Here is a 19056-nt window from a genome sequence, read left to right on the forward strand (position 1 = left end):
TTCGCGCGCACTCGTTCTTCCGCCCCCCGCCGCTTAGCGCGGGGCGCTCACGGATCTCGCCCGGGCCTGTGCCGGCCGGGGCGGAACGGTGCTGCCCGCAGACGGAGCCAGTCATCCCTCTCTGCTGCGGAGAACTCACGTGTCACATCTGCCGAGCACGTCCGGCATGCCCGTCGGCTCGCCTGCCGCTACAGCTGCCGATACAGCTGTCTCAGCCGTCCCTTCCATCTCTTCCGTCCCATCCGCCTCACCCGGCGTGCCCGTCACGCCCGGTCCGTCCGTCGGGCGGGGGCTGCTCTACCTGATCGTCGCCGGAACCGCCTGGGGCACCGCGGGTGCCGCGGCCGCGCTGGTCTTCGGGGCCAGCGACATGGGGCCGGTGAGCCTCTCCTTCTGGCGGTGCGCGGGCGGGTTCGTGCTGCTGCTCGCGGCCCGCGCGGCCGGGCGACGAGGCCGGCCCGGGCGGGCGAAGCCGGGCGCGGCGGCGGGTCGGGTGCGCCAGGTCCTCGTGACCGGCGTGGCCCTCGCGGTGTTCCAGACCGCCTACTTCGCGTCCGTCGAGGCGACCGGCCTCGCGGTCGGCACCGTCGTCACGATGGGATCGGGTCCCGTCCTCATCGCACTCGGCGCGCGGCTGACGCTGGGGGAGCGGCTCGGGGGCGGCGGTGCCTTCGCCGTCGTGGGCGCCCTCGCCGGCCTCGTCGTGCTGGTGCTCGGGGGCGGCGACGGCGGGGCGGGCGCGACCGTGCGGCCGGTGGGCGTGGTCTGGGGGCTTCTCTCCGCCGCCGCGTACGCCGCGATGACGCTGCTCACGCGGCGGTGGGGGCGAGCCGGCGGGGCCGACTCGTCCGACACCACGGTCTGGGTGTTCGCCGTCGTCTCGCTCTGCCTGCTGCCGCTCGCCGCGGTCGAGGGGCTGCTGCCGCACACCGCCGAACCCCTGCGGGTGGGCGGCTACTTGCTGTACATCGCCGCCGTGCCCACGGCGGTCGCCTACGCGCTGTACTTCGCCGGGGCCGCCGTCGTGCGCTCCGCGACCGTCTCCGTGATCATGCTCCTCGAACCCGTGGGAGCGGCGGTCATCGCGGTCGCCCTGCTCGGTGAGGCGCTGACGGCGGCGACCGTGGCCGGCACCGCGCTGATGCTGGCCGCGGTGACGGGCCTCGCGGTCGCGGAGACGCGGGACGCGGTGGCCCAGCGGCGGGGGATCGCGCCCGCGTAGAGGAGGGGGAGGCGGGACCGCGCCCGCTCGCGACGGTGTGACGGCGCGAGGGCGCGGTTCCTCCGGGAGCCGGCCGGTGTCACCGCCCGGTCAGGTAGGCCGGTACGTCGATGTCCGGCGCGAGGTCCTCCGACGGGATCAGGGCGTCGTAACCCTTGCGGAGGGGGACCACGCCGGCCCAGTGCGGGAGGTCCATGTCCTCCGGCTCGTCGTTCGGGCCGCCGGCGCGCGTCTTCGCGGAGACCTCGGCGAGGTCGAGGCGCAGGACGGCGGTGGCCGCGAGTTCCTTGGCGTCGGCCGGGCGCGAGTCGGCCGAGCGGCCCGGCACGACGTGGTCGACCAGGGCGTCGAGGGCGGCCCGCTTCTCCTCCGGGTCCGTGACCTGGTGGGCGGTGCCGTGGACCACGACGGAGCGGTAGTTGATGGAGTGGTGGAAGGCGGAGCGGGCGAGCACCAGGCCGTCGACGTGGGTGACCGTCAGACACACCTGGAGGCCCGGGTCCTCCTGCTCCACGGCGGAGGCGGAGCCCGCCATCCGCAGGGGCCGGGATCCCGTCGAGCCGTGCACGTAGAGATGGTCGCCCACCCGTGCGTAGAGCGTCGGCAGCACGACAGGGGCGCCGTCACGCACGAACCCGAGGTGGCAGACGTAGGCCTCGTCGAGTATCGCGTGCACCGACGCGTGGTCGTACGCGGCGCGCTCCCGCGAGCGGGTGGGGACGGTGCGGTCGGTGGGCGGGTAAGCGGCGCTGTCCTCCGGCCCGGGGGCGGTGCTGCTCGGCGTCGACGTCTGCATGGTGCTCTCCCTGTACTGGTACGTCGTGCTGCTGCTGAAGCCGTCGCTCCCGCGCGGCGGTACTGCTGCCGGTTGCGGGAGCTATTGCATTAGTGCATAATCTGCTTTGTGCTAGGAGAGTATCGGATCGAAGGTCGGCGCGCAGCCGAGATTGCGGCCAGCGTCGAGCGGGCCGTGGGTGAAGGCGGTCTCGAACCGGGCCAACTGCTGCCGCCCATACGGGAGTTGGCGGCCCGGCTCGGCGTGAATCCCAATACCGTGGCGGCCGCCTACCGCACCCTGCGTGAGCGGGGCGTCATCGAGACCGCCGGGCGGCGCGGCAGCCGTGTGCGCCCGAAGCCCGCCACCACCACGCGCGAGCTGATCAGGGTGGACGCGCCACCCGGGGTGCGCAACGTCTCCCAGGGCAATCCGGACCCGGAGCTCCTGCCCCCGCTCACCGCCGCCTTCACGGCCGCCGCGGCCCAGGCCGACCGGCACCCCGTCCTCTACGGAGAGGCCGCGGTGGACCCGGAGCTCGAACGCCACGCGCGAGCCGCCTTCGACGCCGACGGGGTGCCCCGCGCGCCCCTCGCCGTCACCTCCGGCTCGCTCGACGCCATCGAGCGGGTGCTTGCCGCCCACCTCAGGCCCGGCGACGCGGTGGCCCTGGAGGATCCGGGCTGGGGCAGCCTGCTCGACCTGGTCCCCGCACTGGGGCTGCGTCCGGTCCCGGTGGGCGTGGACGACGAGGGGCCGCTGCCCGCCGACCTGGAGCGGGCGCTGGCCTCCGGCGCGCGGGCGGCCATCGTGACGGACCGCGCGCAGAACCCCACGGGTGCCGCCGTCACCGCGCCGCGCGCGCGGGCCCTGCGCGAGGTGTTCGGCGCGCACGCGGACGTGCTGCTCATCGAGGACGACCACGGCCACGGCATCGTCGACCTGCCGTTGCACCCGCTGGCCGGGTCGACCCGCAGCTGGGCCCTCACCCGCTCGACCGCCAAGGCGTACGGCCCCGACCTGCGGCTCGCCGTCCTGACCGGCGACCCCGTCACCGTGGACCGGGTGCAGGGGCGCCAGCGGCTCGGCCCCGGCTGGGTGAGCCGGCTGCAGCAGCGTGCCGTGGCGCGGCTCTGGGCCGAGGGCGCGGTCGACGCCCGCGTGGTGGCGGCGTCCTACGCGCGGCGCAGGGACGCGTTGATCGCCGCGCTCGCCGAGCGGGGCGTGGTCGCGTACGGACGCAGTGGCATGAACGTATGGGTGCCCGTGCCCGACGAGACGGGGGCGGTCGCGCGGCTTCTGCACGCCGGCTGGGCCGTGGCTCCGGGGGCGCGATTCCGGCTCGATACGCCGCCCGGGGTGCGGATCACCGTGGCGGCGCTCGGCGACGACGACATCATCGCGGTGGCGGACGCCGTCGCCTCCGCCACCGGTCCCGCTCCGGCGCGCCGCTACGACTGACGGGGTGCCGCGGGGGCGGTCGGTGCCGCCTCGGCGCGTGCCCGCGGCCTGGACTGAGTGAGCGCCGCGCCCGCCAGGACGATGACCGCGCCCACCGGCGTGGACCAGCTCAGCGACTCGCCGAGCACGGCGACGCCCGCCGCGGTCGCGATGACCGGGACGAAGTACGTGACCATCTGGGCGGTGGTCGGGCCGACCTCGGCGACCAGCGCGTACTGCAGGAGGAAGGCGACGCCGGTGCCGAGGGCGCCCAGCGCCGCGATCGCCAGCAGCGGCACCACGGGGAGGTGCGTCGGGAAACTCGTGAACAGCGGGGTCACCACGGCCAGTTCGACGGTCGCGACGAGGAGCTGGGCACCGGCCAGCGTCAGGCTGGAGTGTCCGGAGCCGGCCAGCGTGCGGCGCACGTAGATCCAGCCGACCGGGTAGCTGAGCGAGGCGAGCAGGGCGAGCGCCGTACCCCGCAGGTCAAGGCCGCTGAAGCCCTGCCAGGCGCCGAGCACCGTGAGCACCCCGAGGAATCCGATGCCGAGGCCCGCGACGCGGCGCCGGGACGGCCGGTCCTCGGAGAGCGCGACGAGGGAGAGCGCCATGCCCCACAGCGGCGACGTCGCGTTGCAGATCCCGGCGAGCGTCGACGGGATGCTGAGCTCCGCGTACGCGAACAGCGAGAACGGCAGGGCATTGAGCAGGAGGGCCGCCACCGTCAGGTGCAGCCAGGTCCGCACGTCGCGCGGCAGGCGCTGCCGCTTCACCGCGAGCACGGCGACGATCACGACGGTGCCGAACGCCAGCCTCCCCAGGGTGAGCTGGAAGGGTGCGTACCCCTCGGTGCCCACCTTGATCAGCAGGAAGCTGAAGCCCCAGATCAAGGAGAGGGCGCCGAAGCGGATGCGCCAGTCGAGGGCGGAGGAGGCGGAGGGGGCAGGAGGGGGCTCGGGGGTGCGGGAGGCCGGGGGCGCGGGCGTCGAGGAGGCGTCGGCGGCTGCGGCATGGGGCGATCGGGACGGCGAGGGCGCGGTGCTCATGCGGTCACGATGGACCCCGGCGATCTCGTAGCACAAGCGAGATTCCGTGCGCGGTATCGCGTAGCATCGCTTACATGTTGAATCTGGAGCGGCTGCGTACGCTCGACGCCCTCGCCCGGCACGGTTCCGTCGGCGGCGCGGCCGCGGGCCTGCACGTCACGACGTCCGCGGTCTCCCAGCAGATGACGAAGCTGGAGCGCGAGGTGGGGCAGCAACTCCTCGCGAAGAACGGCAGGGGAGTGCGGCTCACCGACGCCGGGCGGCTGCTCGCCGAGCACGCGGCACGGATCCTCTCGCAGGTCGAGCTGGCCCAGGCGGACCTCGAGGAGCAGCGCGGCAAGGCGGTCGGCGAGCTGCGGATCTCCGCGTTCCCCACGGCCATGCGCGGCCTGATGCCCGCCACGCTGTCCGCGCTGCGCGCCGAGCACCCCGGGCTGCGGGTGAGCTGCCACGAGATGGAGCCGACCCCGGGCGTCGCCGCCGTGGTGCGCGGCGACATCGACATGGCGATCGTCCTCGACTGGTACAACAAACCAATGCCGATCCCGGACGGACTCGTCAAGGAGCCCCTCCTCGACGACCCCGCGGACGTGGCGATGCCCGCCGCGCACCCGCTCGCCGACCGCGCGGAGGTGGACCTGGAGGAGTTCGCGGACGACGACTGGATCACCTGGGCCGAGGGCGAGTTCTGCCACGAGTGGCTGATGTTCACGCTGCGCGGCAAGGGCATCGAACCGCGTGTCGCACACCGCGCGGAGGAGCACCACACGCAACTCGCCCTGGTGGCGGCCGGATTGGGCGTGTGCGTGGCACCACAGCTGGGCCGCGACCCGATGCCGGCGGGCGTCCGCACGGTCCCGGTGCGGCACCGGGTGCGGCGGCATGTGTACGTGGTGTGGCGCGCGGACGCGGACCGCCGCCCGTCGATCAGGGCGGCGGCGGAGGCGCTCAGAGGGGCGGGGGCCGGGTTGCGGTAGCCGGCGGAGGATCGGCGGGGGAGGGGGCCGGGAAGGGCGGCTGCGCTGGAGTGCGCCTCAGGTCGTTCCTCCGCGCCCGATGGCGGCCAGTTTCCGGAAGTCCCACGACGCGACGGCGTCCGGTGTCAGCCGGACCCACGCGTGCCGGCCGTCGTGCGGCATCTCGGTCAGGCCGAAGACCTTCTGGGCGAACAGCCGCTCCGGGGCGTCGAGTTCGGGGCACGGCCGGCCCGTACGCGGTGCCTCGCCGACGAAGTCCACCGTGCCCGAGAGCTCCACTCCGCGCAGTTCCCCGTACTCCTCGCCGGTGTCGACCACCACCGCGATCCGCGGATCCTTGCGCAGGTCGGACCAGCGCTTGCTGCGGGTGACGGAGTACAGCCACATCGAGGTGCCGTCCCACGCGAACCACAGGGTGCTGACGTGCGGGGCGCCGTCCGCGGACACGGTCGCCACCCGGCAGGTGCGTTCCGAGGTCAGGAACGCGTCGAGTTCCTCCGGTGTCATCATGATCCTTCGGCCCCGGCGCTGCGTGACGGCCATGTGTTCCTCCCAAGTGCCAGTGTCACCAGGTGTGCTGACTGTGCGTCAGAAAAGAATGGGGGCTCTTCCTTCGTGACGCAATGGCCGTTAGCCTCGCGCGGATTCCGCGACCAGGAGGAGCCATGCCGTCCTACGAACAGCTCAGGGAACTCCTCGACCCCGCCACCACGGCCCTGCTGACCGTCGAGTGCCAACAGGGCGTCGTCGGCACCGAGAGCGCCCTGCCCGAACTCGCCGCGGAGGCACGGTCGTCGGGTGCGCTCGGCAACGTCGCACGCCTGGTGGCCGCGGCCCACCGGAGCGGCGTCCAGGTCCTGCACGCGGTCGCCGAACGGCGGCCCGACGGGCGGGGCGCCAACCACAACGCCCGCCTCTTCCGCGCCGCCGGACGGCTGCCCGTGCAGCAGCTCTCGGGCACCGCGGCCGTCCGGATCGCCCCGCCGATCGAAGTGGCCGACGAGGACTTCGTCGTACGCCGTCTGCACGGCCTCTCACCCGTCGCGGGCACCGATGTCGACCCGCTGCTGCGCAACCTCGGCTGCCGCACCCTGCTGGTCACCGGGGTGTCCGCCAACGTGGCGATCCCGAACGCCGTGTTCGACGCCGTGAACCTCGGCTACACCGCCGTCGTGCCGTCCGACGCCATCGCCGGTGTCCCCGCCGACTACACGCCCGTGATGATCCGCCACACCCTCGCGCTCGTCGCCACCGTCATCACCACCGAGGAGGTGCTGGGCGCCTGGAAGCGCCCGGGCCGGACCGGTTAGGCCAGCTTGATGGAGCCCCCCGCCACGGTGATCCGCGCGGCGGGCAGCGGCTTCGGCGCGGGTCCGCCCTGCACGCTGCCGTCCGCCACGTCGAACTTGCTGCCGTGGCAGGGGCAGTTGACGGTGCCCTCCGAGACGCTCGACACCGGGCAGCCCTTGTGGGTGCACCGGTTCGAGAACGCCTTGAACGTGCCCTTGGTGGGCTGGGTGACCACCACGCCCGCGTCCTTGAAGATCTTGCCGCCACCCACCGGAATGTCCGACGCCGCGGCGAGCACGGACCCTTCGGCGGCCCCGTCGCCGTCCGGTTCCCGCGCGCCCGCGGGTTCGGACGAGTCCTTGTCGTCGCCTGCTCCACAGGCCGTGAGGGCGGCGGCGAACCCCGCGGCGCCGAGCGTGGCCACGACGGTACGGCGACAGGGCCCGCAGGCCGTCTCTTCGGAAGTCGTCATGGCCATGGGTACGCGGCCGCGGGCCGCGATGTTCAGCCGCTCAACGTTTTTGCGTCCGCAGGAGTGGGGATGGACGGACGGCCGGGAGCCGGAGCGTCGGCCGAAGGCCTGGTCGGCGCCAGCTGCGCGTCCAGGAAATGCCGTTCGAGGCGGAGCAGGTTCGCCGCCTGGTCCTCGCCGCTCACCAGGTGGCCCGCGCCGGACAGCGGCAGCACGGTGTGCGGGCGTCCGGCGGCCAGCAGCGCCGAGGAGAGGCGCAGCATGTGGACGGGGAGGACGTTGTCGTCGGACAGGCCGTGCACCAGCATCAGCGGCCTGCTCAGCCGGTGCGCGTGCGCGACCAGCGAGCACCTCTCGTACGCGTCCGCCCGCACGTCGGGATGGCCGAGGTAGCGCTCCTTCCAGTGCGTGTCGTAGAGCCGCAGGTCCGAGGGGGCCGCGCCCGCCACCGCCGCGTGGAAGACGTCGGGCCGGTGCAGCACCGCGCCTGCCGCCAGATACCCGCCGAACGACCACCCGCGGATGCCCACCCGCGTCAGGTCCAGGTCGGGGTACAGCTCCGCGGCGGCGTGCAGCGCGGCCACCTGGTCGTCGAGCACGGGCGTCAACTGGTCGCCGTGCACGGACGTCTCCCAGTCGGCACCTCGCCCCGGCGTACCGCGCCCGTCCGTGACGAGCACCGCGTACCCCTGCTCGGCGAACCACTGGGCCACGACCGTCCACCACGCGCGCGCGTGCACCACGATCTGCAACCCCGGGCCTCCGTAGGGGGAGAGCAGCACGGGCAGCGACCCGGCACCCGGCTCGTACCAGGACGGCAGGTACAGGGCGCTGCGCAACTCCCGCTCGCCGAGGGTGAGGTGGCGGGGGCGCGGGACCACGACCGGTTCCTCGGCGTGCACGGCGATCCGTCCGACGGGCTCGCCCTCGCGCAGCACGGTCACCGTCTGCCCCTCGGGAGTCCTGCTGTCCAGGACCACGGTGCCGCCCCCGACGGCCGCCGTGTGCACGCCGGGCCCCTCACTGATCCGTCGCGGGGTCCTGGTCGCCGATGCCCCGGGCCTCAGGTCGAGCGACCAGACATGGACCTCGGTGGGCTCGGTCGACGCGGTGAACCACAGGCGTTCGTCCGTGACGGCGAGCACCTCACGTATCTGCAGACCGCCGGGCGTCTCCGTCTCGCCGGCCCGCAGCCCGCGCGTGCCGCCCGCCACGTTCCGCGGCAGCACCAGACCACCGCTTCCCAGGCGTACGGGCGTGCCGGGCAGCAACTCCAGCCAGGCGGGGTCGTGCCGGTGCCCGCACCGCCGGGTCCCGCCTGTCTCCGGGTCGACCGCTAGGACGTGGATCGTGCGCTGGTCGCGGGTCTGCACCGTGATCAGCGGCCCGTGGCCGTCCCATTCGGCGGTCGGGACGTAGTCGAAGGCGCCGTCCGTCCAGGCGTTGTCCGGCGGCGCCTCGGCGCCGTGCCCCGCCGCGCGCTGCGGAAGGTCGACCCGGACCCGGGCGCCGGCGCCGGTGCCCGCCGTACGCACGATGTGCAGCGACGTCTCGGCGTTGGTGGTGCCCGCCGCCGGATAGCGGACCGCCCGCGGCGGCGACTGCGGCCGGGCCGGATCCGACAGCCACCAGACCTGGACCGGCGTCACGTCCACCCGCGCCACCAGCAGCGCGTCGCTCTCGGGAGACCACCAGAAGCCGCGCGACCTGCCCATCGACTCGGCGGCCACATGGTCGGCGAGCCCGTATGTGACCTCCCCGCTCTCGGGCTCCGCGAGCGCCCGGTCCCCCGTGCCGTCCACGCCGACCACCCGCAGGGCGCCCGCACAGACGTACGCGACCAGCGACCCGTCCGGCGAAGGACGCGGGTCGACCACCGGGCCCGCCGTGCGGATCCGGCGCGGCGCCCCGCCGCCGGTGTCCACCACCCACAGCGCGCCGCCCAGCGCGAACGCCACCACGCGCGCGTGCGGGTCGGTCGCGAAGGACGCGACTCCTTGTGACACCTCCCGCGCCCGCTCCCTGCGAACGCGCTCCGCCTCGGGCACCGGCCCCGTCGCGCCCAGCGCCAGCGGGTCGGCCAGCAGGCGTTCGGCCCCGTCCTCGTACAACCACAGCCGGGCCACCGGGTCGTCCCCCGCGGTCGACCGCAGGAACAGTACGCGGGCGCCGTCCCGGGAGACCGTGAAGCCGCGCGGCACGCCCAACGAGAAGCGGCGCGTGCGCGCGAACTGGCGAGGAAGATCGGAAGCGTCCATGGCGGGCACTGTAGGCAGCCCCACACGTGATCGAACAGGGCGGAACCCGCAGTAATCTGGGGCGATGCTCAGCGAAGTCACCGCGGTCCGCTACATCACGCCCCTGCGGGAGGGCGGCTCGCTGCCCGGGGTCATCGAGGCCGACGACCACGGCACGTACGGGACGTACGTCATCAAGTTCACCGGCGCGGGACAGGGACGCAAGACGCTCGTCGCGGAGGTCGTCTGCGGCGAACTCGCCCGCAGGCTCGGTCTGCGGGTGCCGCGGCTCGTGGGGATCCGGCTCGACCCGGTCCTCGGGCTCGGGGAGCCCGACGAACGCGTGCAGGAACTCCTCAAGGCGAGCGGCGGCCTCAACCTCGGGATGGACTTCCTGTCGGGTGCGCTCGGCTTCGATCCGCTCGCCTTCGACGTCGGCCCGGCCGAAGCCGGCCGGATCGTCTGGTTCGACGCCCTGATCAACAACGTGGACCGCTCCTGGCGCAACCCCAACCTGCTGCGCCTGCACGGCGACCTGTGGCTCATCGACCACGGGGCGAGCATGATCTGGCACCACAACTGGCGCACCGCCGAAACCGCCGCCGCCCGGCCGTACGACGCGTCGGACCACGTTCTGGCCCCCTACGGGCCCGACATCGAGGCCGCCGCGGCCGAGCTCGCCCCGCTCGTCACCGAGGAACTGCTCACCGAGGTCGTGGCCGAGGTGCCCACGCCGTGGCTGACCGACGAGCCCGGCTTCGACACGCCGGACGACGTGCGCCGCGCCTACGTGGCGGCCCTGCTGCCGCGCGCCGGGACCGTCCACGAGCGGATCACCCTGCCGAAGAGCGGGCCCGGAGCCGGGACACGGACCGAGCGGAAGACCGAGCCGAAGGACGGCGCCAAGTGACCGAGCAGACCACGCCCGCACGGGACGTCTTCGAGTACGCGCTGGTGCGTGTCGTGCCCCGCGTGGAGCGCGGCGAACAGATCAACGCGGGGGTCGTGGTCTACTGCCGCGCCCACTCCTTCGTGGCCGCCCGCACCCACCTCGACGAGGCCAGACTGCGCGCCCTCGACCCGGCGGCCGACGTGGCCGGGATCCGGGCCGCGCTCGGCGCCGTCGAGCGGATCTGCGCGGGCGGCGAGGCCGCGGGACAGGCGGCCGGGGACGACGCCGGGCGGCGCTTCCGCTGGCTGATCGCGCCGCGCTCCACGGTGGTGCAGCCCGGCCCCGTGCACACCGGCCTGACGGCGGATCCCGGTGCGGAGGTCGACCGTCTCCTCGACCTGCTCGTGAGGTAAAGCGTCACACCTGTCCGGTGGGCCGTTGACACCCGGTGCCAGGGCTTCTAGCGTCTCGTCCAGCTGAAGGTACTAAGCGGTCGCTCACCATCGGGGCGTACCGTGGGCCGCACCCCAAGAGCCGTATCCAAGGGCGAGGAGAACCAGCATGTCCACCACAGAGCAGCGCGTCGCTGTCGTGACCGGCGCGGCGCGAGGCATCGGCGCAGCGACCGCCGTACGGATCGCCGCCGAGGGCCGTGCCGTGGCCGTCATCGACCTCGACGAGGCCGCCTGCAAGGACACCGTCGCGCAGATCACCGCGGCCGGCGGCAAGGCGATCGCCGTCGGCTGCGACGTGTCCGACGAGGCCCAGGTCGAAGCGGCCGTCGCCCGTATCGCCGAGGAGCTCGGCGCGCCCACCATCCTCGTCAACAACGCCGGTGTGCTTCGCGACAACCTCCTCTTCAAGATGAGCGCGAGCGACTGGGACACGGTCATGAACGTGCACCTGCGCGGCGCCTTCCTGATGTCCAAGGCGTGCCAGAAGCACATGGTGGACGCCCAGTTCGGCCGCATCGTGAACCTCTCCTCGTCCTCCGCGCTCGGCAACCGCGGCCAGGTCAACTACGCCGCCGCCAAGGCCGGTCTGCAGGGCTTCACCAAGACCCTCGCCAAGGAACTCGGCAAGTTCGGCGTCACCGCCAACTCCGTCGCCCCCGGCTTCATCGTCACCGAGATGACGAAGGCCACCGCGGAGCGCGTCGGCATGGGCTTCGAGGACTTCCAGGCCGCGGCCGCGACCCAGATCCCCGTGCAGCGCGTCGGCCGCCCCGAGGACATCGCCAACGCCATCGCCTTCTTCACGGGCGACGCGGCGGGCTTCGTCTCCGGGCAGGTCATGTACGTCGCCGGCGGCCCGCTCAACTGATCCGGAAGGCTGGAAGGCGAAGATCATGGCTGTGCAGGACAGTGGGAAGGTCGCGCTCATCACGGGTGCGAGCCGCGGCATCGGATACGGCGTCGCCGAGGCGCTGGTCGCCCGCGGCGACCGGGTCTGCATCACCGGGCGCAACGAGGACGCGCTCAAGGAGGCCGTCGAGAAGCTCGGCGCCGAGCGGGTCATCGGGGTCGCGGGCAAGGCGCACGACGAGGCCCACCAGGCCGTCGCCGTAGAGCGCACGATGGAGGCGTTCGGCCGGGTCGACTTCCTGGTCAACAACGCGGGCACCAACCCGGTCTTCGGCCCGATGGCCGACCTCGACCTGAACGTGGCCCGCAAGGTGTACGAGACCAACGTCATCTCGGCGCTCGGCTTCGCCCAGCAGACCTGGAGGGCCTGGCAGAGCGAGAACGGCGGCGCGATCGTCAACATCGCCTCCGTCGCCGGCGTCGCCCCCTCGCCGTTCATCGGCGCGTACGGCATGAGCAAGGCCGCCATGGTCAACCTCACCCTCCAGCTGGCGCACGAGTTCGCGCCGAAGGTGCGCGTGAACGCCATCGCGCCCGCGGTGGTCAAGACCAAGTTCGCCCAGGCGCTCTACGAGGGCCGCGAGGAGGAGGCGGCCGCCGCCTACCCGCTCGGCCGGCTCGGTGTGCCGGAGGACATCGGGGGCGCCGCGGCGTTCCTCACCTCCGTCCAGTCCGACTGGATCACGGGCCAGACACTCGTGGTCGATGGCGGCATCTTCCTCAATGCGGGCGTCGGCTGACGAAGGCCCCACACCCGGCCAGTACGCCGCTTTCGGTGACGTACAGCCACATCAAGTGCCCTGTCGGCGTCCACAGTTGGGCCGGCGGGGCACTGCGATATTGTCTCCCGATTCCATGGCATGGCCGATCGAGGAGCGTGCGCGTGTTCAGTGAAGTTCCCGCAGCCAGGCGGACCAGAGGTCTGCGACCGGTGGCGGCGATCGCGTCCATATCCCTGCTGGCCGGTTGCGGTGTGCTGTCCTCCGGAGGATCGGACGACGAGGAACAGATCACCGTCGGCACGATGAGCGCGCCCAGCACCCTGGACCCGGCCAAGGCCTGGGACAGCTCCTGGGAGCTGTACAGGAACGTCTTCCAGACCCTTCTGAGCTTCCCCTCGGGGGCCACCGAGCCCGAGCCGGACGCGGCGGAGTCCTGCGAGTTCAAGGACGCCACCAGCACGGTCTTCGTCTGCGAGCTGCGCGAGGGCCTGACCTTCTCCGACGGGGACAAGCTGGACGCGGCGGCCGTGAAGTACTCCTTCGACCGGATGCGGACCATCGCGGCCAAGGGCGGACCGACCGGCCTGCTCGGCTCGCTCGACAAGGTCGAGACCAAGGGCGACCGGACCGTCGTCTTCCGCCTCAAGAAGGCGGACGCGACGTTCCCGTTCGTGCTCGCGACGCCGGCCATGTCGATCGTCGACCCGGGCGAGTACCCCGCGGACAAGCTCCGCGAGGGCGACGAGATCACCGGTTCCGGCCCGTACACCCTCCAGTCGTACTCCGCGAACGACAAGGCCGAGCTGGTCAGGAACGACCACTACGAGGGCGCGGCGGACATCAAGAACGACGCCGTCACCATCCGCTACTTCCAGAAGTCGTCGGCCATGATCGACGCCCTGAAGAACAAGCAGATCGACGTGACCTTCCGCGGCCTCGCCTCCGAGGACATCGTCGACATGCAGGGCCGGGGCAGCCGCGAACAGGACATCGAGCTCGTCGAGGGCTCGGGCACGGAGATCCGCTACCTGGTGTTCAACACCAAGGACCCCTGGGCGCGGAAGCTGCCCGTCCGGCGGGCCTTCGCGCAGGTCCTGGACCGCGGCGCCATCGCCCACAAGATCTACAAGGACACCGTCGAACCGCTGTACTCGATGGTCCCGCGCGGGCTCACGGGGCACGCCACCGGGTTCTTCGACAAGTACGGCAACCCCAGCGCCGCCAAGGCGAAGAAGATCCTGAACGACGCCGGCATCCATCAGCCGGTGCCGCTCACCCTCTGGTACACCACCGACCGCTACGGCTCGGCGACCGAGCCGGAGTTCGCCGAGATCAAGCGGCAGCTGGAGAGCTCGGGCCTGTTCGAGATCACGCTCAAGAGCCGCCCCTGGACGCAGTTCCAGGAGGGATACAGCAAGGGCGAGTACCCGGTCTTCGGCCGCGGCTGGTTCCCCGACTTCCCCGACGCGGACAACTTCATCACGCCGTTCGTGGGCCCGAAGAACGTCCTCAACACGCCCTATCCGTCCAAGGAGATCACCGACGAGGTGCTGCCGCGCGAGCGCAGGGAGGCCGACCGGAGCGCGGTGGTCGACCAGTTCGAGCGGGCGCAGGAGGTCCTCGTCGACGACGTCAGGCTGCTGCCGCTCTGGCAGGGCAAGCAGTACATCCTCTCCAGCGAGGAGATCGCGGGCGGCGAGCGCGCCCTCGACCCCTCGGCGATCATGATGATGTGGGAGCTGCAGCGCAAGACCAGCTGGTAGCGGGACGGCTCGTGGCGGGGTGGCACGGGGCGGGGCCGGGTGACAGGGGTCGGTTGTCAGTGGGCGCCGGTAGGTTCTGGGATGAGAAGTGATCGCACCCCGGAGGTTGTTGACGTGACCGACATCGCCATGCTGCCCGCGTCCTGGCGCGGAGTCCTCGGCGAAGAGCTGCAGAAGCCCTACTTCAAGGAGCTCACCGACTTCGTCGAGGAGGAGCGGGCGAAGGGCCCTGTCTACCCTCCGCGCGAGGAGGTCTTCGCCGCCCTCGACGCGACGCCGTACGACCGCGTGAAGGTCCTGGTCCTCGGCCAGGACCCGTACCACGGCGCGGGCCAGGGGCACGGCCTCTGCTTCTCCGTGCGCCCCGGCGTGAAGACGCCGCCCTCGCTGCGGAACATCTACAAGGAGATGAGGGAGGAGCTGGGCCACCCCGTGCCGGACAACGGCTATCTGATGCCATGGGCCGAGCAGGGCGTCCTCCTGCTGAACGCGGTGCTCACGGTCCGCGAGGGCGAGGCCAACTCCCACAAGGGCAAGGGCTGGGAGAAGTTCACCGACGCGGTGATCCGGTCGGTGGCCGACCGCCCCGACCCGGCCGTCTTCGTGCTGTGGGGGAACTACGCGCAGAAGAAGCTCCCGCTCATCGACGAGGAGCGGCACATCGTGGTGAAGGGCGCGCACCCCTCGCCGCTCTCCGCCAAGAGGTTCTTCGGCTCGCGCCCCTTCACGCAGATCAACGACGCCGTCGCCGCGCAGGGGCACGAGCCGATCGACTGGCGGATCCCGGACCTCGGCTGATCCGTCCGGGCGGCGTGCGCGAGATCCTCCGTCTCACCCTCGGCGCGGAGGTGCCAGGGCCGCCCGGATGCCGCGCCGAGCCGGCCGCGACCGTCACCGCCCTGGCCCAGCGCCGCGCGTGAGCGCCCCGGCCGCCGAACGAGCCTGACCGTGATTGCCGGGCGGGGCGGCTAGCGTCGTGAGGGATGGGGGCGACGGCCGTACGACCACGGAGGACCCGGTGACGGAGCAGCAGGAGCACACGGCGGAAGACGCGATGATGACCCGCATCGGGCAGGCGGTCATGCTGCACCACGGCGGCGACCGCGAGGAGGCGCAGGACCGCTTCCTCGGCCTGTGGGGGGAGATCGGCGAGGACGGCGACCCGCTGCACCGCTGCACGCTCGCGCACTACATGGCGGACACCCAGGTCGACCCCTCCGACGAACTGGCGTGGGACCTGCGGGCGTTGTCGGCGGCCGACGAGCTCACCGACGCGCGGCTCACCGAGCACCACGGGTCCCTCGCGGTGCGCGGGTTCTACCCCTCCCTGCACCTCAACCTCGCCGCCGACTACGTGAAGCTCGGCCGCCCGGCGGCGGCCCGCAGCCACCTGCGCCGGGCGCGGGGCGCCGTGGGCGCGCTGGAGGACGACGGGTACGGACAGGGCGTCAAGCAGGCCATCGCGCGCCTGGAGGGTGAGGTGGGGGAGGGCAGCGAGGAGGAGTAGGGGCGGGAGCGGGGGCGGCCGGGTGCGGGGAGGGGCGCCCCGCCGATGGCCGCTCGGCTCAATGCCCGTATGCCTTCCGGCAGATGACGGCCTGCGGGCTGTCGGGGTGCCAGTTCCCGTATGCCTCGCCGAGCGCGCACACGTCGGCGCCCGATACGGCGGGGGCCGTACTCGGTGCGGGGCGGGTGGCGCCCGCGTCCGGCCGGGGCGCCGGGGGCTTGCGCACCGGGGCGGGTACCGGCGCCGGGGGTGGCGGGTGGTGGTCGGAGGTGGGGGCCTGGGCCGCCGGTGCGGCCTCGGGGGTGGCGGTGCGGTGGGCGGGGCTCCGGGGCGGGTCCATACGCTCCAGGGCCTCGCGGGCCGGGGCCTGCACCACACGCGGGCGGCTGCGTCCGTCGGCGCGGGGCGCGGGCGGTGAGGCGGTGGCCCCCGATCCCGTCGGGCGCTCGACGCTCACACACCCGGAGACGGCGGCCGAGACGGTGGCCGTGACGGCGACGGAGACGAGGAGCGCGGTGGTGGTCGATCGATGCACCCGCGCAACTCTGCTGTGTCCGGCCTGCGTTGGCGTACGAAGAACGTGAGGTTGCCCCGCACGGGTGAGGGCGGGGAGGACGGAGTGGACCCGGGCCGGCGCGCCGCAGGTCGGCCTCCTCGGGCAGGCCCTTGAGGAGTGACTTGGTCACCATCAGGTTCCTCAGTTACCGAGAAGTGCGTTCTTCCAGGTCAGCCTTCACTCTCCTAAAGTTCCCGAGTAACTACAAGAGAGCGAACCGGGAGGGTGAGCACCATGGCCGCCTTTGATGGCTTCACCTACGACGTGCCGGCCGAGAGCGACTTCGGATACTCACAGGCGATCAAGTCCGGCGAGCTGATCCACGTCTCCGGACAGCTCTCGTTCGATGAGGCAGGCGAGTTCCTCCACGCGGGCGACTTCGCCGCCCAGCTCGAACAGACCTACGCCAACATGGACAAGGTCCTGGACCACTACGGCGCCACCCGGAACCAGATCGTCTCGCAGACCCTGTACGTCGTGAACCTGCGGCAGAATGCCGCGGCGGCGGCGGAGGGCAACCTGGGGTACTTCGGCGACCACCGCCCGGCCAGCACGGTCTTGGGCGTCACTGAACTGACCCTGCCCGGCCAGGTCATCGAAATCAGCTTCGTCATCGACACGAAACTGCCCGCTTGAGGTTCTCCTCCTCGCAGGTGCCACAGCGACCACCGCCTTGTACGGGCCCAGCGCGGTGGGGCTCAGGCGTCCAGCATGCCCCGGAGCAGCTCGCCCACGCCCCGCTGGAGCTCCTCCCGCGTCGGCACCGTGGAGTGGTACGACCCGGCCACGCACGAGAACATCAAGCCGTCGCACCACGCGACCAGTGAGAGCGTGTGCAGCTCGGGGGTGGCTGAGCCCGCTGCCCGCAGCAGGGCCTCCAGAGGCTGCCTGAACTGGGCGCCCGCCGCGTCGTAGTAGGCGCGCAACTCCGGCCTGCGGGTCGCCTCCAGTGCCAGTTCGTAGCGCGCCACGAGAAGGCGGCGGTGGTCGCCGGTCAGATAGCGGTGCAGGGCGAGGGCCAGGCCGGCGGCCAGTTGGTCGCGGCCGGCCGCCGGGGCCGGCATCTCGGCGGGGTTCAGCACCTCCGCCTCGCGTTCGGCCAGACGCCGTACCGCCGCCTCCAGGAGGGCGAGCCGGGTGCGCGCGTGGTTGGACGTGGAGCCCTGCGGCAGCCCCGCCGCCTCGTCGACGGCGCGGTGGGTGAGGCCGCGCATGCCGCGCTCCGCGAGCAGGGCGAGGGCGGCGTCGGCGATGAGTTCGGTGCGGGGGGCTCCCGTGCTGCGTGCGGACATGGCAGGAACCCTACCTCCTTCACTACGGATGTAGTACGGTTGTTTCATCGCTCACTACAGATGTAGTTGGCCGGCCCGGTGCTCTGCTCGCGCAGCGCGTTGAGGGTGCCGGGCGACGCCGGATGCTGCGTGCGCCTCCGGCGCGAGCGGAACGCACCCGGTGCGAGCGGAACGCACGCGGAGGCCGTGTGCGGCGTCCTGGAGGAGGAGCCATGAACCAGCAGCCCCACGCGGTCGTCATCGGCGGCGGCATCGGCGGGCTCGCCGCGGCCATCGGCCTGCACGCGTCCGGATGGTCCGTCACCGTCCTCGAACGCGCCGCCTCCCTGGAGCCGGTGGGCTCCGGCATCGGGCTCGCGCCCAACGGCCAGCGCGCCCTCGACGTCCTCGGCCTCGGCGACCGGGTGCGCGCCCTGGCCGCCTGGCAGGGCGACGGCGGCATGCGGGCCCAGAACGGCCGCTGGCTGGTCCACACGCGCGCCGACCGCGCCGAGGCGGCGCACGGCGGCACGCTGGTGATGCTGCACCGGGCCACCCTCGTCGACCTGCTGGTCTCCGCGCTGCCGGAGAAGGCGCTGCGCACCGGCGTCCGGGCCCGCCTCGCGGACCCCGGCACCGCCACCCGGCGCGCCGTGGTCGGCACCGATGACGGCGACATCGAGGCGGATCTCGTGGTGGGCGCCGACGGCATCGACTCCGCGGTGCGCGCGGCCCTCTTCCCCGCCCACCCGCGCCCCGTGTACGCGGGCTTCACCGCGTGGCGGTTCGTCGTGCCGGCCCCCGCCGAGCCCTTCGCGCCGCACGAGACGTGGGGCCGCGGCGGCGTGTGGGGCACCCAGCCGCTCAAGGACGGCCGGGTGTACGCGTACTGCACCGCGCGGCTGCCCGCGGGCGGCAGGGCGCCCGACAGCGAGAGGGCCGAACTGGAGCGGCGGTTCGGCGACTGGCACGACCCGATCCCCCGGCTGCTCGCCGCCGTGCGGGACGAGGACATCCTGCGCAACGACGTCCGTCACCTCACGACGCCCCTCGCCGCGCACCACCGAGGCCGCGTCGCCCTGCTCGGCGACGCCGCGCACGCCATGACGCCGAGCCTCGGCCAGGGCGGCAACCAGGCGATCGAGGACGCCGTCGTCCTCGCCCACCACGCGGCCCCGGGCGCCGACCTCGGCGCGGGGCTCGCGGCGTACAGCGCGGCACGGGTACCGCGCACCACGGACATCGTCCGCCGGGCGGCGCGTGCCGCCCGCGTCACGCACCTCACCGCGGCCCCGGTGATCGCCGCACGCAACGCCTTCGTCGCGACGGCGGCGAGGATCGCCCCGGACGCCGTGCTGCGCAGCTTCTCCACCATCACGAACTGGCGTCCCCCGCAGGCCCCTTGCACCTCGCACGCGCCGGACGCCTCAGATGGCGGCCGCGTGTGAGGGGGGTGTCCCCGCGCCCCGGAGAGTCGGATATTCGGTGGTCCGGCCGCCCCCTGAGGACACAAGATGGC

Annotated in this window: 20 protein-coding genes; 13 read left to right on the plus strand and 7 right to left on the minus strand. The window is 72.9% G+C overall.

Annotated features, from left to right (window positions below; all coding sequences use genetic code 11):
* The first annotated feature begins 256 nt into the window (after positions 1-256).
* Positions 257-1222 (plus strand): DMT family transporter, encoded by a 966-nt coding sequence (locus ACZ6B8_RS21555; protein WP_471082567.1) that lies wholly within the window; start codon positions 257-259, stop codon positions 1220-1222.
* Between the two features lie 79 nt (positions 1223-1301).
* On the opposite strand, the gene ACZ6B8_RS21560 is transcribed toward ACZ6B8_RS21555, so the two are convergent.
* Positions 1302-2018: a pyridoxamine 5'-phosphate oxidase family protein gene (locus ACZ6B8_RS21560; protein WP_471608203.1), complete on the minus strand. Its 717-nt coding sequence runs from the start codon at positions 2016-2018 to the stop codon at positions 1302-1304.
* A gap of 108 nt (positions 2019-2126) precedes the next feature.
* Here ACZ6B8_RS21560 and ACZ6B8_RS21565 point away from each other — a divergent pair, with 108 nt between their 5' ends.
* Positions 2127-3458 carry an aminotransferase class I/II-fold pyridoxal phosphate-dependent enzyme gene (locus tag ACZ6B8_RS21565; protein ID WP_471608204.1) on the plus strand — a complete coding sequence of 444 codons (1332 nt, stop codon included), beginning with the start codon at positions 2127-2129 and terminating at the stop codon, positions 3456-3458.
* On the opposite strand, the gene ACZ6B8_RS21570 is transcribed toward ACZ6B8_RS21565, so the two are convergent.
* Positions 3449-4486, minus strand: a complete 1038-nt coding sequence (locus ACZ6B8_RS21570) for a DMT family transporter (protein WP_471608205.1) — start codon at positions 4484-4486, stop codon at positions 3449-3451. The two genes, ACZ6B8_RS21565 and ACZ6B8_RS21570, sit on opposite strands and share 10 nt — an antisense overlap.
* 74 nt (positions 4487-4560) lie before the next feature.
* Between ACZ6B8_RS21570 and ACZ6B8_RS21575 the strand changes: the two genes are divergently transcribed.
* On the plus strand, positions 4561-5463 hold the full coding sequence (locus tag ACZ6B8_RS21575; protein WP_471082556.1) for a LysR family transcriptional regulator: 903 nt from the start codon (positions 4561-4563) through the stop codon (positions 5461-5463).
* A 57-nt stretch (positions 5464-5520) separates the two neighbouring features.
* On the opposite strand, the gene ACZ6B8_RS21580 is transcribed toward ACZ6B8_RS21575, so the two are convergent.
* Positions 5521-6006 carry a pyridoxamine 5'-phosphate oxidase family protein gene (locus tag ACZ6B8_RS21580; RefSeq protein WP_471082553.1) on the minus strand — a complete coding sequence of 162 codons (486 nt, stop codon included), beginning with the start codon at positions 6004-6006 and terminating at the stop codon, positions 5521-5523.
* Positions 6007-6128: 122 nt separating this feature from the next.
* Between ACZ6B8_RS21580 and ACZ6B8_RS21585 the strand changes: the two genes are divergently transcribed.
* Positions 6129-6773 (plus strand): cysteine hydrolase family protein, encoded by a 645-nt coding sequence (locus tag ACZ6B8_RS21585; protein ID WP_471082550.1) that lies wholly within the window; start codon positions 6129-6131, stop codon positions 6771-6773.
* Here ACZ6B8_RS21585 and ACZ6B8_RS21590 read toward each other — a convergent pair.
* Both ACZ6B8_RS21590 and ACZ6B8_RS21595 read right to left on the minus strand, forming a co-directional pair.
* Complete coding sequence (locus tag ACZ6B8_RS21590; RefSeq protein ID WP_471608206.1) at positions 6770-7225, minus strand: Rieske (2Fe-2S) protein; 456 nt, start codon at positions 7223-7225, stop codon at positions 6770-6772. The two genes, ACZ6B8_RS21585 and ACZ6B8_RS21590, sit on opposite strands and share 4 nt — an antisense overlap.
* 32 nt (positions 7226-7257) lie before the next feature.
* Complete coding sequence (locus ACZ6B8_RS21595) at positions 7258-9483, minus strand: S9 family peptidase (protein WP_471608207.1); 2226 nt, start codon at positions 9481-9483, stop codon at positions 7258-7260.
* Between the two features lie 64 nt (positions 9484-9547).
* Between ACZ6B8_RS21595 and ACZ6B8_RS21600 the strand changes: the two genes are divergently transcribed.
* The 7 genes from ACZ6B8_RS21600 (at position 9548) to ACZ6B8_RS21630 (ending at position 15710) form a co-directional block, all read left to right on the plus strand.
* Complete coding sequence (locus ACZ6B8_RS21600; RefSeq protein ID WP_471608208.1) at positions 9548-10372, plus strand: HipA family kinase; 825 nt, start codon at positions 9548-9550, stop codon at positions 10370-10372.
* On the plus strand, positions 10369-10767 hold the full coding sequence (locus ACZ6B8_RS21605; RefSeq protein ID WP_471082537.1) for a DUF3037 domain-containing protein: 399 nt from the start codon (positions 10369-10371) through the stop codon (positions 10765-10767). The genes ACZ6B8_RS21600 and ACZ6B8_RS21605 overlap by 4 nt, the downstream gene beginning before the upstream one ends.
* 148 nt (positions 10768-10915) lie before the next feature.
* Complete coding sequence (gene fabG / locus ACZ6B8_RS21610) at positions 10916-11677, plus strand: 3-oxoacyl-ACP reductase FabG (protein WP_471608209.1); 762 nt, start codon at positions 10916-10918, stop codon at positions 11675-11677.
* 25 nt (positions 11678-11702) lie between these two features.
* Positions 11703-12458 carry an SDR family oxidoreductase gene (locus ACZ6B8_RS21615; protein ID WP_471608210.1) on the plus strand — a complete coding sequence of 252 codons (756 nt, stop codon included), beginning with the start codon at positions 11703-11705 and terminating at the stop codon, positions 12456-12458.
* 137 nt (positions 12459-12595) lie between these two features.
* Positions 12596-14203 (plus strand): ABC transporter substrate-binding protein, encoded by a 1608-nt coding sequence (locus ACZ6B8_RS21620; RefSeq protein WP_471608211.1) that lies wholly within the window; start codon positions 12596-12598, stop codon positions 14201-14203.
* Positions 14204-14317: 114 nt separating this feature from the next.
* Entirely contained in the window at positions 14318-15001 is a 684-nt protein-coding gene (ung, locus tag ACZ6B8_RS21625) for a uracil-DNA glycosylase (protein ID WP_471082525.1), read from the plus strand.
* A gap of 220 nt (positions 15002-15221) precedes the next feature.
* Positions 15222-15710 carry a hypothetical protein gene (locus ACZ6B8_RS21630; protein ID WP_471082522.1) on the plus strand — a complete coding sequence of 163 codons (489 nt, stop codon included), beginning with the start codon at positions 15222-15224 and terminating at the stop codon, positions 15708-15710.
* 58 nt (positions 15711-15768) lie between these two features.
* Here ACZ6B8_RS21630 and ACZ6B8_RS21635 read toward each other — a convergent pair whose 3' ends face one another.
* Positions 15769-16245, minus strand: a complete 477-nt coding sequence (locus tag ACZ6B8_RS21635; protein ID WP_471082519.1) for a hypothetical protein — start codon at positions 16243-16245, stop codon at positions 15769-15771.
* Positions 16246-16500: 255 nt separating this feature from the next.
* On the opposite strand from ACZ6B8_RS21635, the gene ACZ6B8_RS21640 reads away from it, so the two are divergent.
* Positions 16501-16902, plus strand: coding sequence for a RidA family protein (locus tag ACZ6B8_RS21640; RefSeq protein ID WP_471608212.1), 402 nt, complete (start codon positions 16501-16503; stop codon positions 16900-16902).
* A gap of 62 nt (positions 16903-16964) precedes the next feature.
* Here the strand turns inward: ACZ6B8_RS21640 and ACZ6B8_RS21645 are convergent, their stop codons facing one another.
* Positions 16965-17558, minus strand: a complete 594-nt coding sequence (locus ACZ6B8_RS21645; protein ID WP_471608213.1) for a TetR/AcrR family transcriptional regulator — start codon at positions 17556-17558, stop codon at positions 16965-16967.
* A gap of 212 nt (positions 17559-17770) precedes the next feature.
* On the opposite strand from ACZ6B8_RS21645, the gene ACZ6B8_RS21650 reads away from it, so the two are divergent.
* Positions 17771-18985 (plus strand): FAD-dependent monooxygenase, encoded by a 1215-nt coding sequence (locus ACZ6B8_RS21650; RefSeq protein WP_471608214.1) that lies wholly within the window; start codon positions 17771-17773, stop codon positions 18983-18985.
* The last annotated feature ends 71 nt before the right edge of the window (positions 18986-19056 follow it).

It is taken from the genome of Streptomyces sp. NPDC041122 (assembly GCF_055592445.1).

What these genes read in the sequence shown, in the direction of transcription:
- ACZ6B8_RS21615 (WP_471608210.1), top strand. Translation starts at nt 11,703, where the DNA reads ATGGCTGTGCAGGACAGTGGGAAGGTCGCGCTCATCACGGGTGCGAGC.
- ACZ6B8_RS21575 (WP_471082556.1), top strand. Translation starts at nt 4,561, where the DNA reads ATGTTGAATCTGGAGCGGCTGCGTACGCTCGACGCCCTCGCCCGGCAC.
- ACZ6B8_RS21600 (WP_471608208.1), top strand. Translation starts at nt 9,548, where the DNA reads ATGCTCAGCGAAGTCACCGCGGTCCGCTACATCACGCCCCTGCGGGAG.
- ACZ6B8_RS21590 (WP_471608206.1), bottom strand. Translation starts at nt 7,225, where the DNA reads ATGACGACTTCCGAAGAGACGGCCTGCGGGCCCTGTCGCCGTACCGTC.
- ACZ6B8_RS21585 (WP_471082550.1), top strand. Translation starts at nt 6,129, where the DNA reads ATGCCGTCCTACGAACAGCTCAGGGAACTCCTCGACCCCGCCACCACG.
- fabG (WP_471608209.1), top strand. Translation starts at nt 10,916, where the DNA reads ATGTCCACCACAGAGCAGCGCGTCGCTGTCGTGACCGGCGCGGCGCGA.
- ACZ6B8_RS21570 (WP_471608205.1), bottom strand. Translation starts at nt 4,486, where the DNA reads ATGAGCACCGCGCCCTCGCCGTCCCGATCGCCCCATGCCGCAGCCGCC.
- ACZ6B8_RS21650 (WP_471608214.1), top strand. Translation starts at nt 17,771, where the DNA reads ATGAACCAGCAGCCCCACGCGGTCGTCATCGGCGGCGGCATCGGCGGG.
- ACZ6B8_RS21580 (WP_471082553.1), bottom strand. Translation starts at nt 6,006, where the DNA reads ATGGCCGTCACGCAGCGCCGGGGCCGAAGGATCATGATGACACCGGAG.
- ACZ6B8_RS21595 (WP_471608207.1), bottom strand. Translation starts at nt 9,483, where the DNA reads ATGGACGCTTCCGATCTTCCTCGCCAGTTCGCGCGCACGCGCCGCTTC.
- ACZ6B8_RS21560 (WP_471608203.1), bottom strand. Translation starts at nt 2,018, where the DNA reads ATGCAGACGTCGACGCCGAGCAGCACCGCCCCCGGGCCGGAGGACAGC.
- ACZ6B8_RS21640 (WP_471608212.1), top strand. Translation starts at nt 16,501, where the DNA reads ATGGCCGCCTTTGATGGCTTCACCTACGACGTGCCGGCCGAGAGCGAC.
- ACZ6B8_RS21645 (WP_471608213.1), bottom strand. Translation starts at nt 17,558, where the DNA reads ATGTCCGCACGCAGCACGGGAGCCCCCCGCACCGAACTCATCGCCGAC.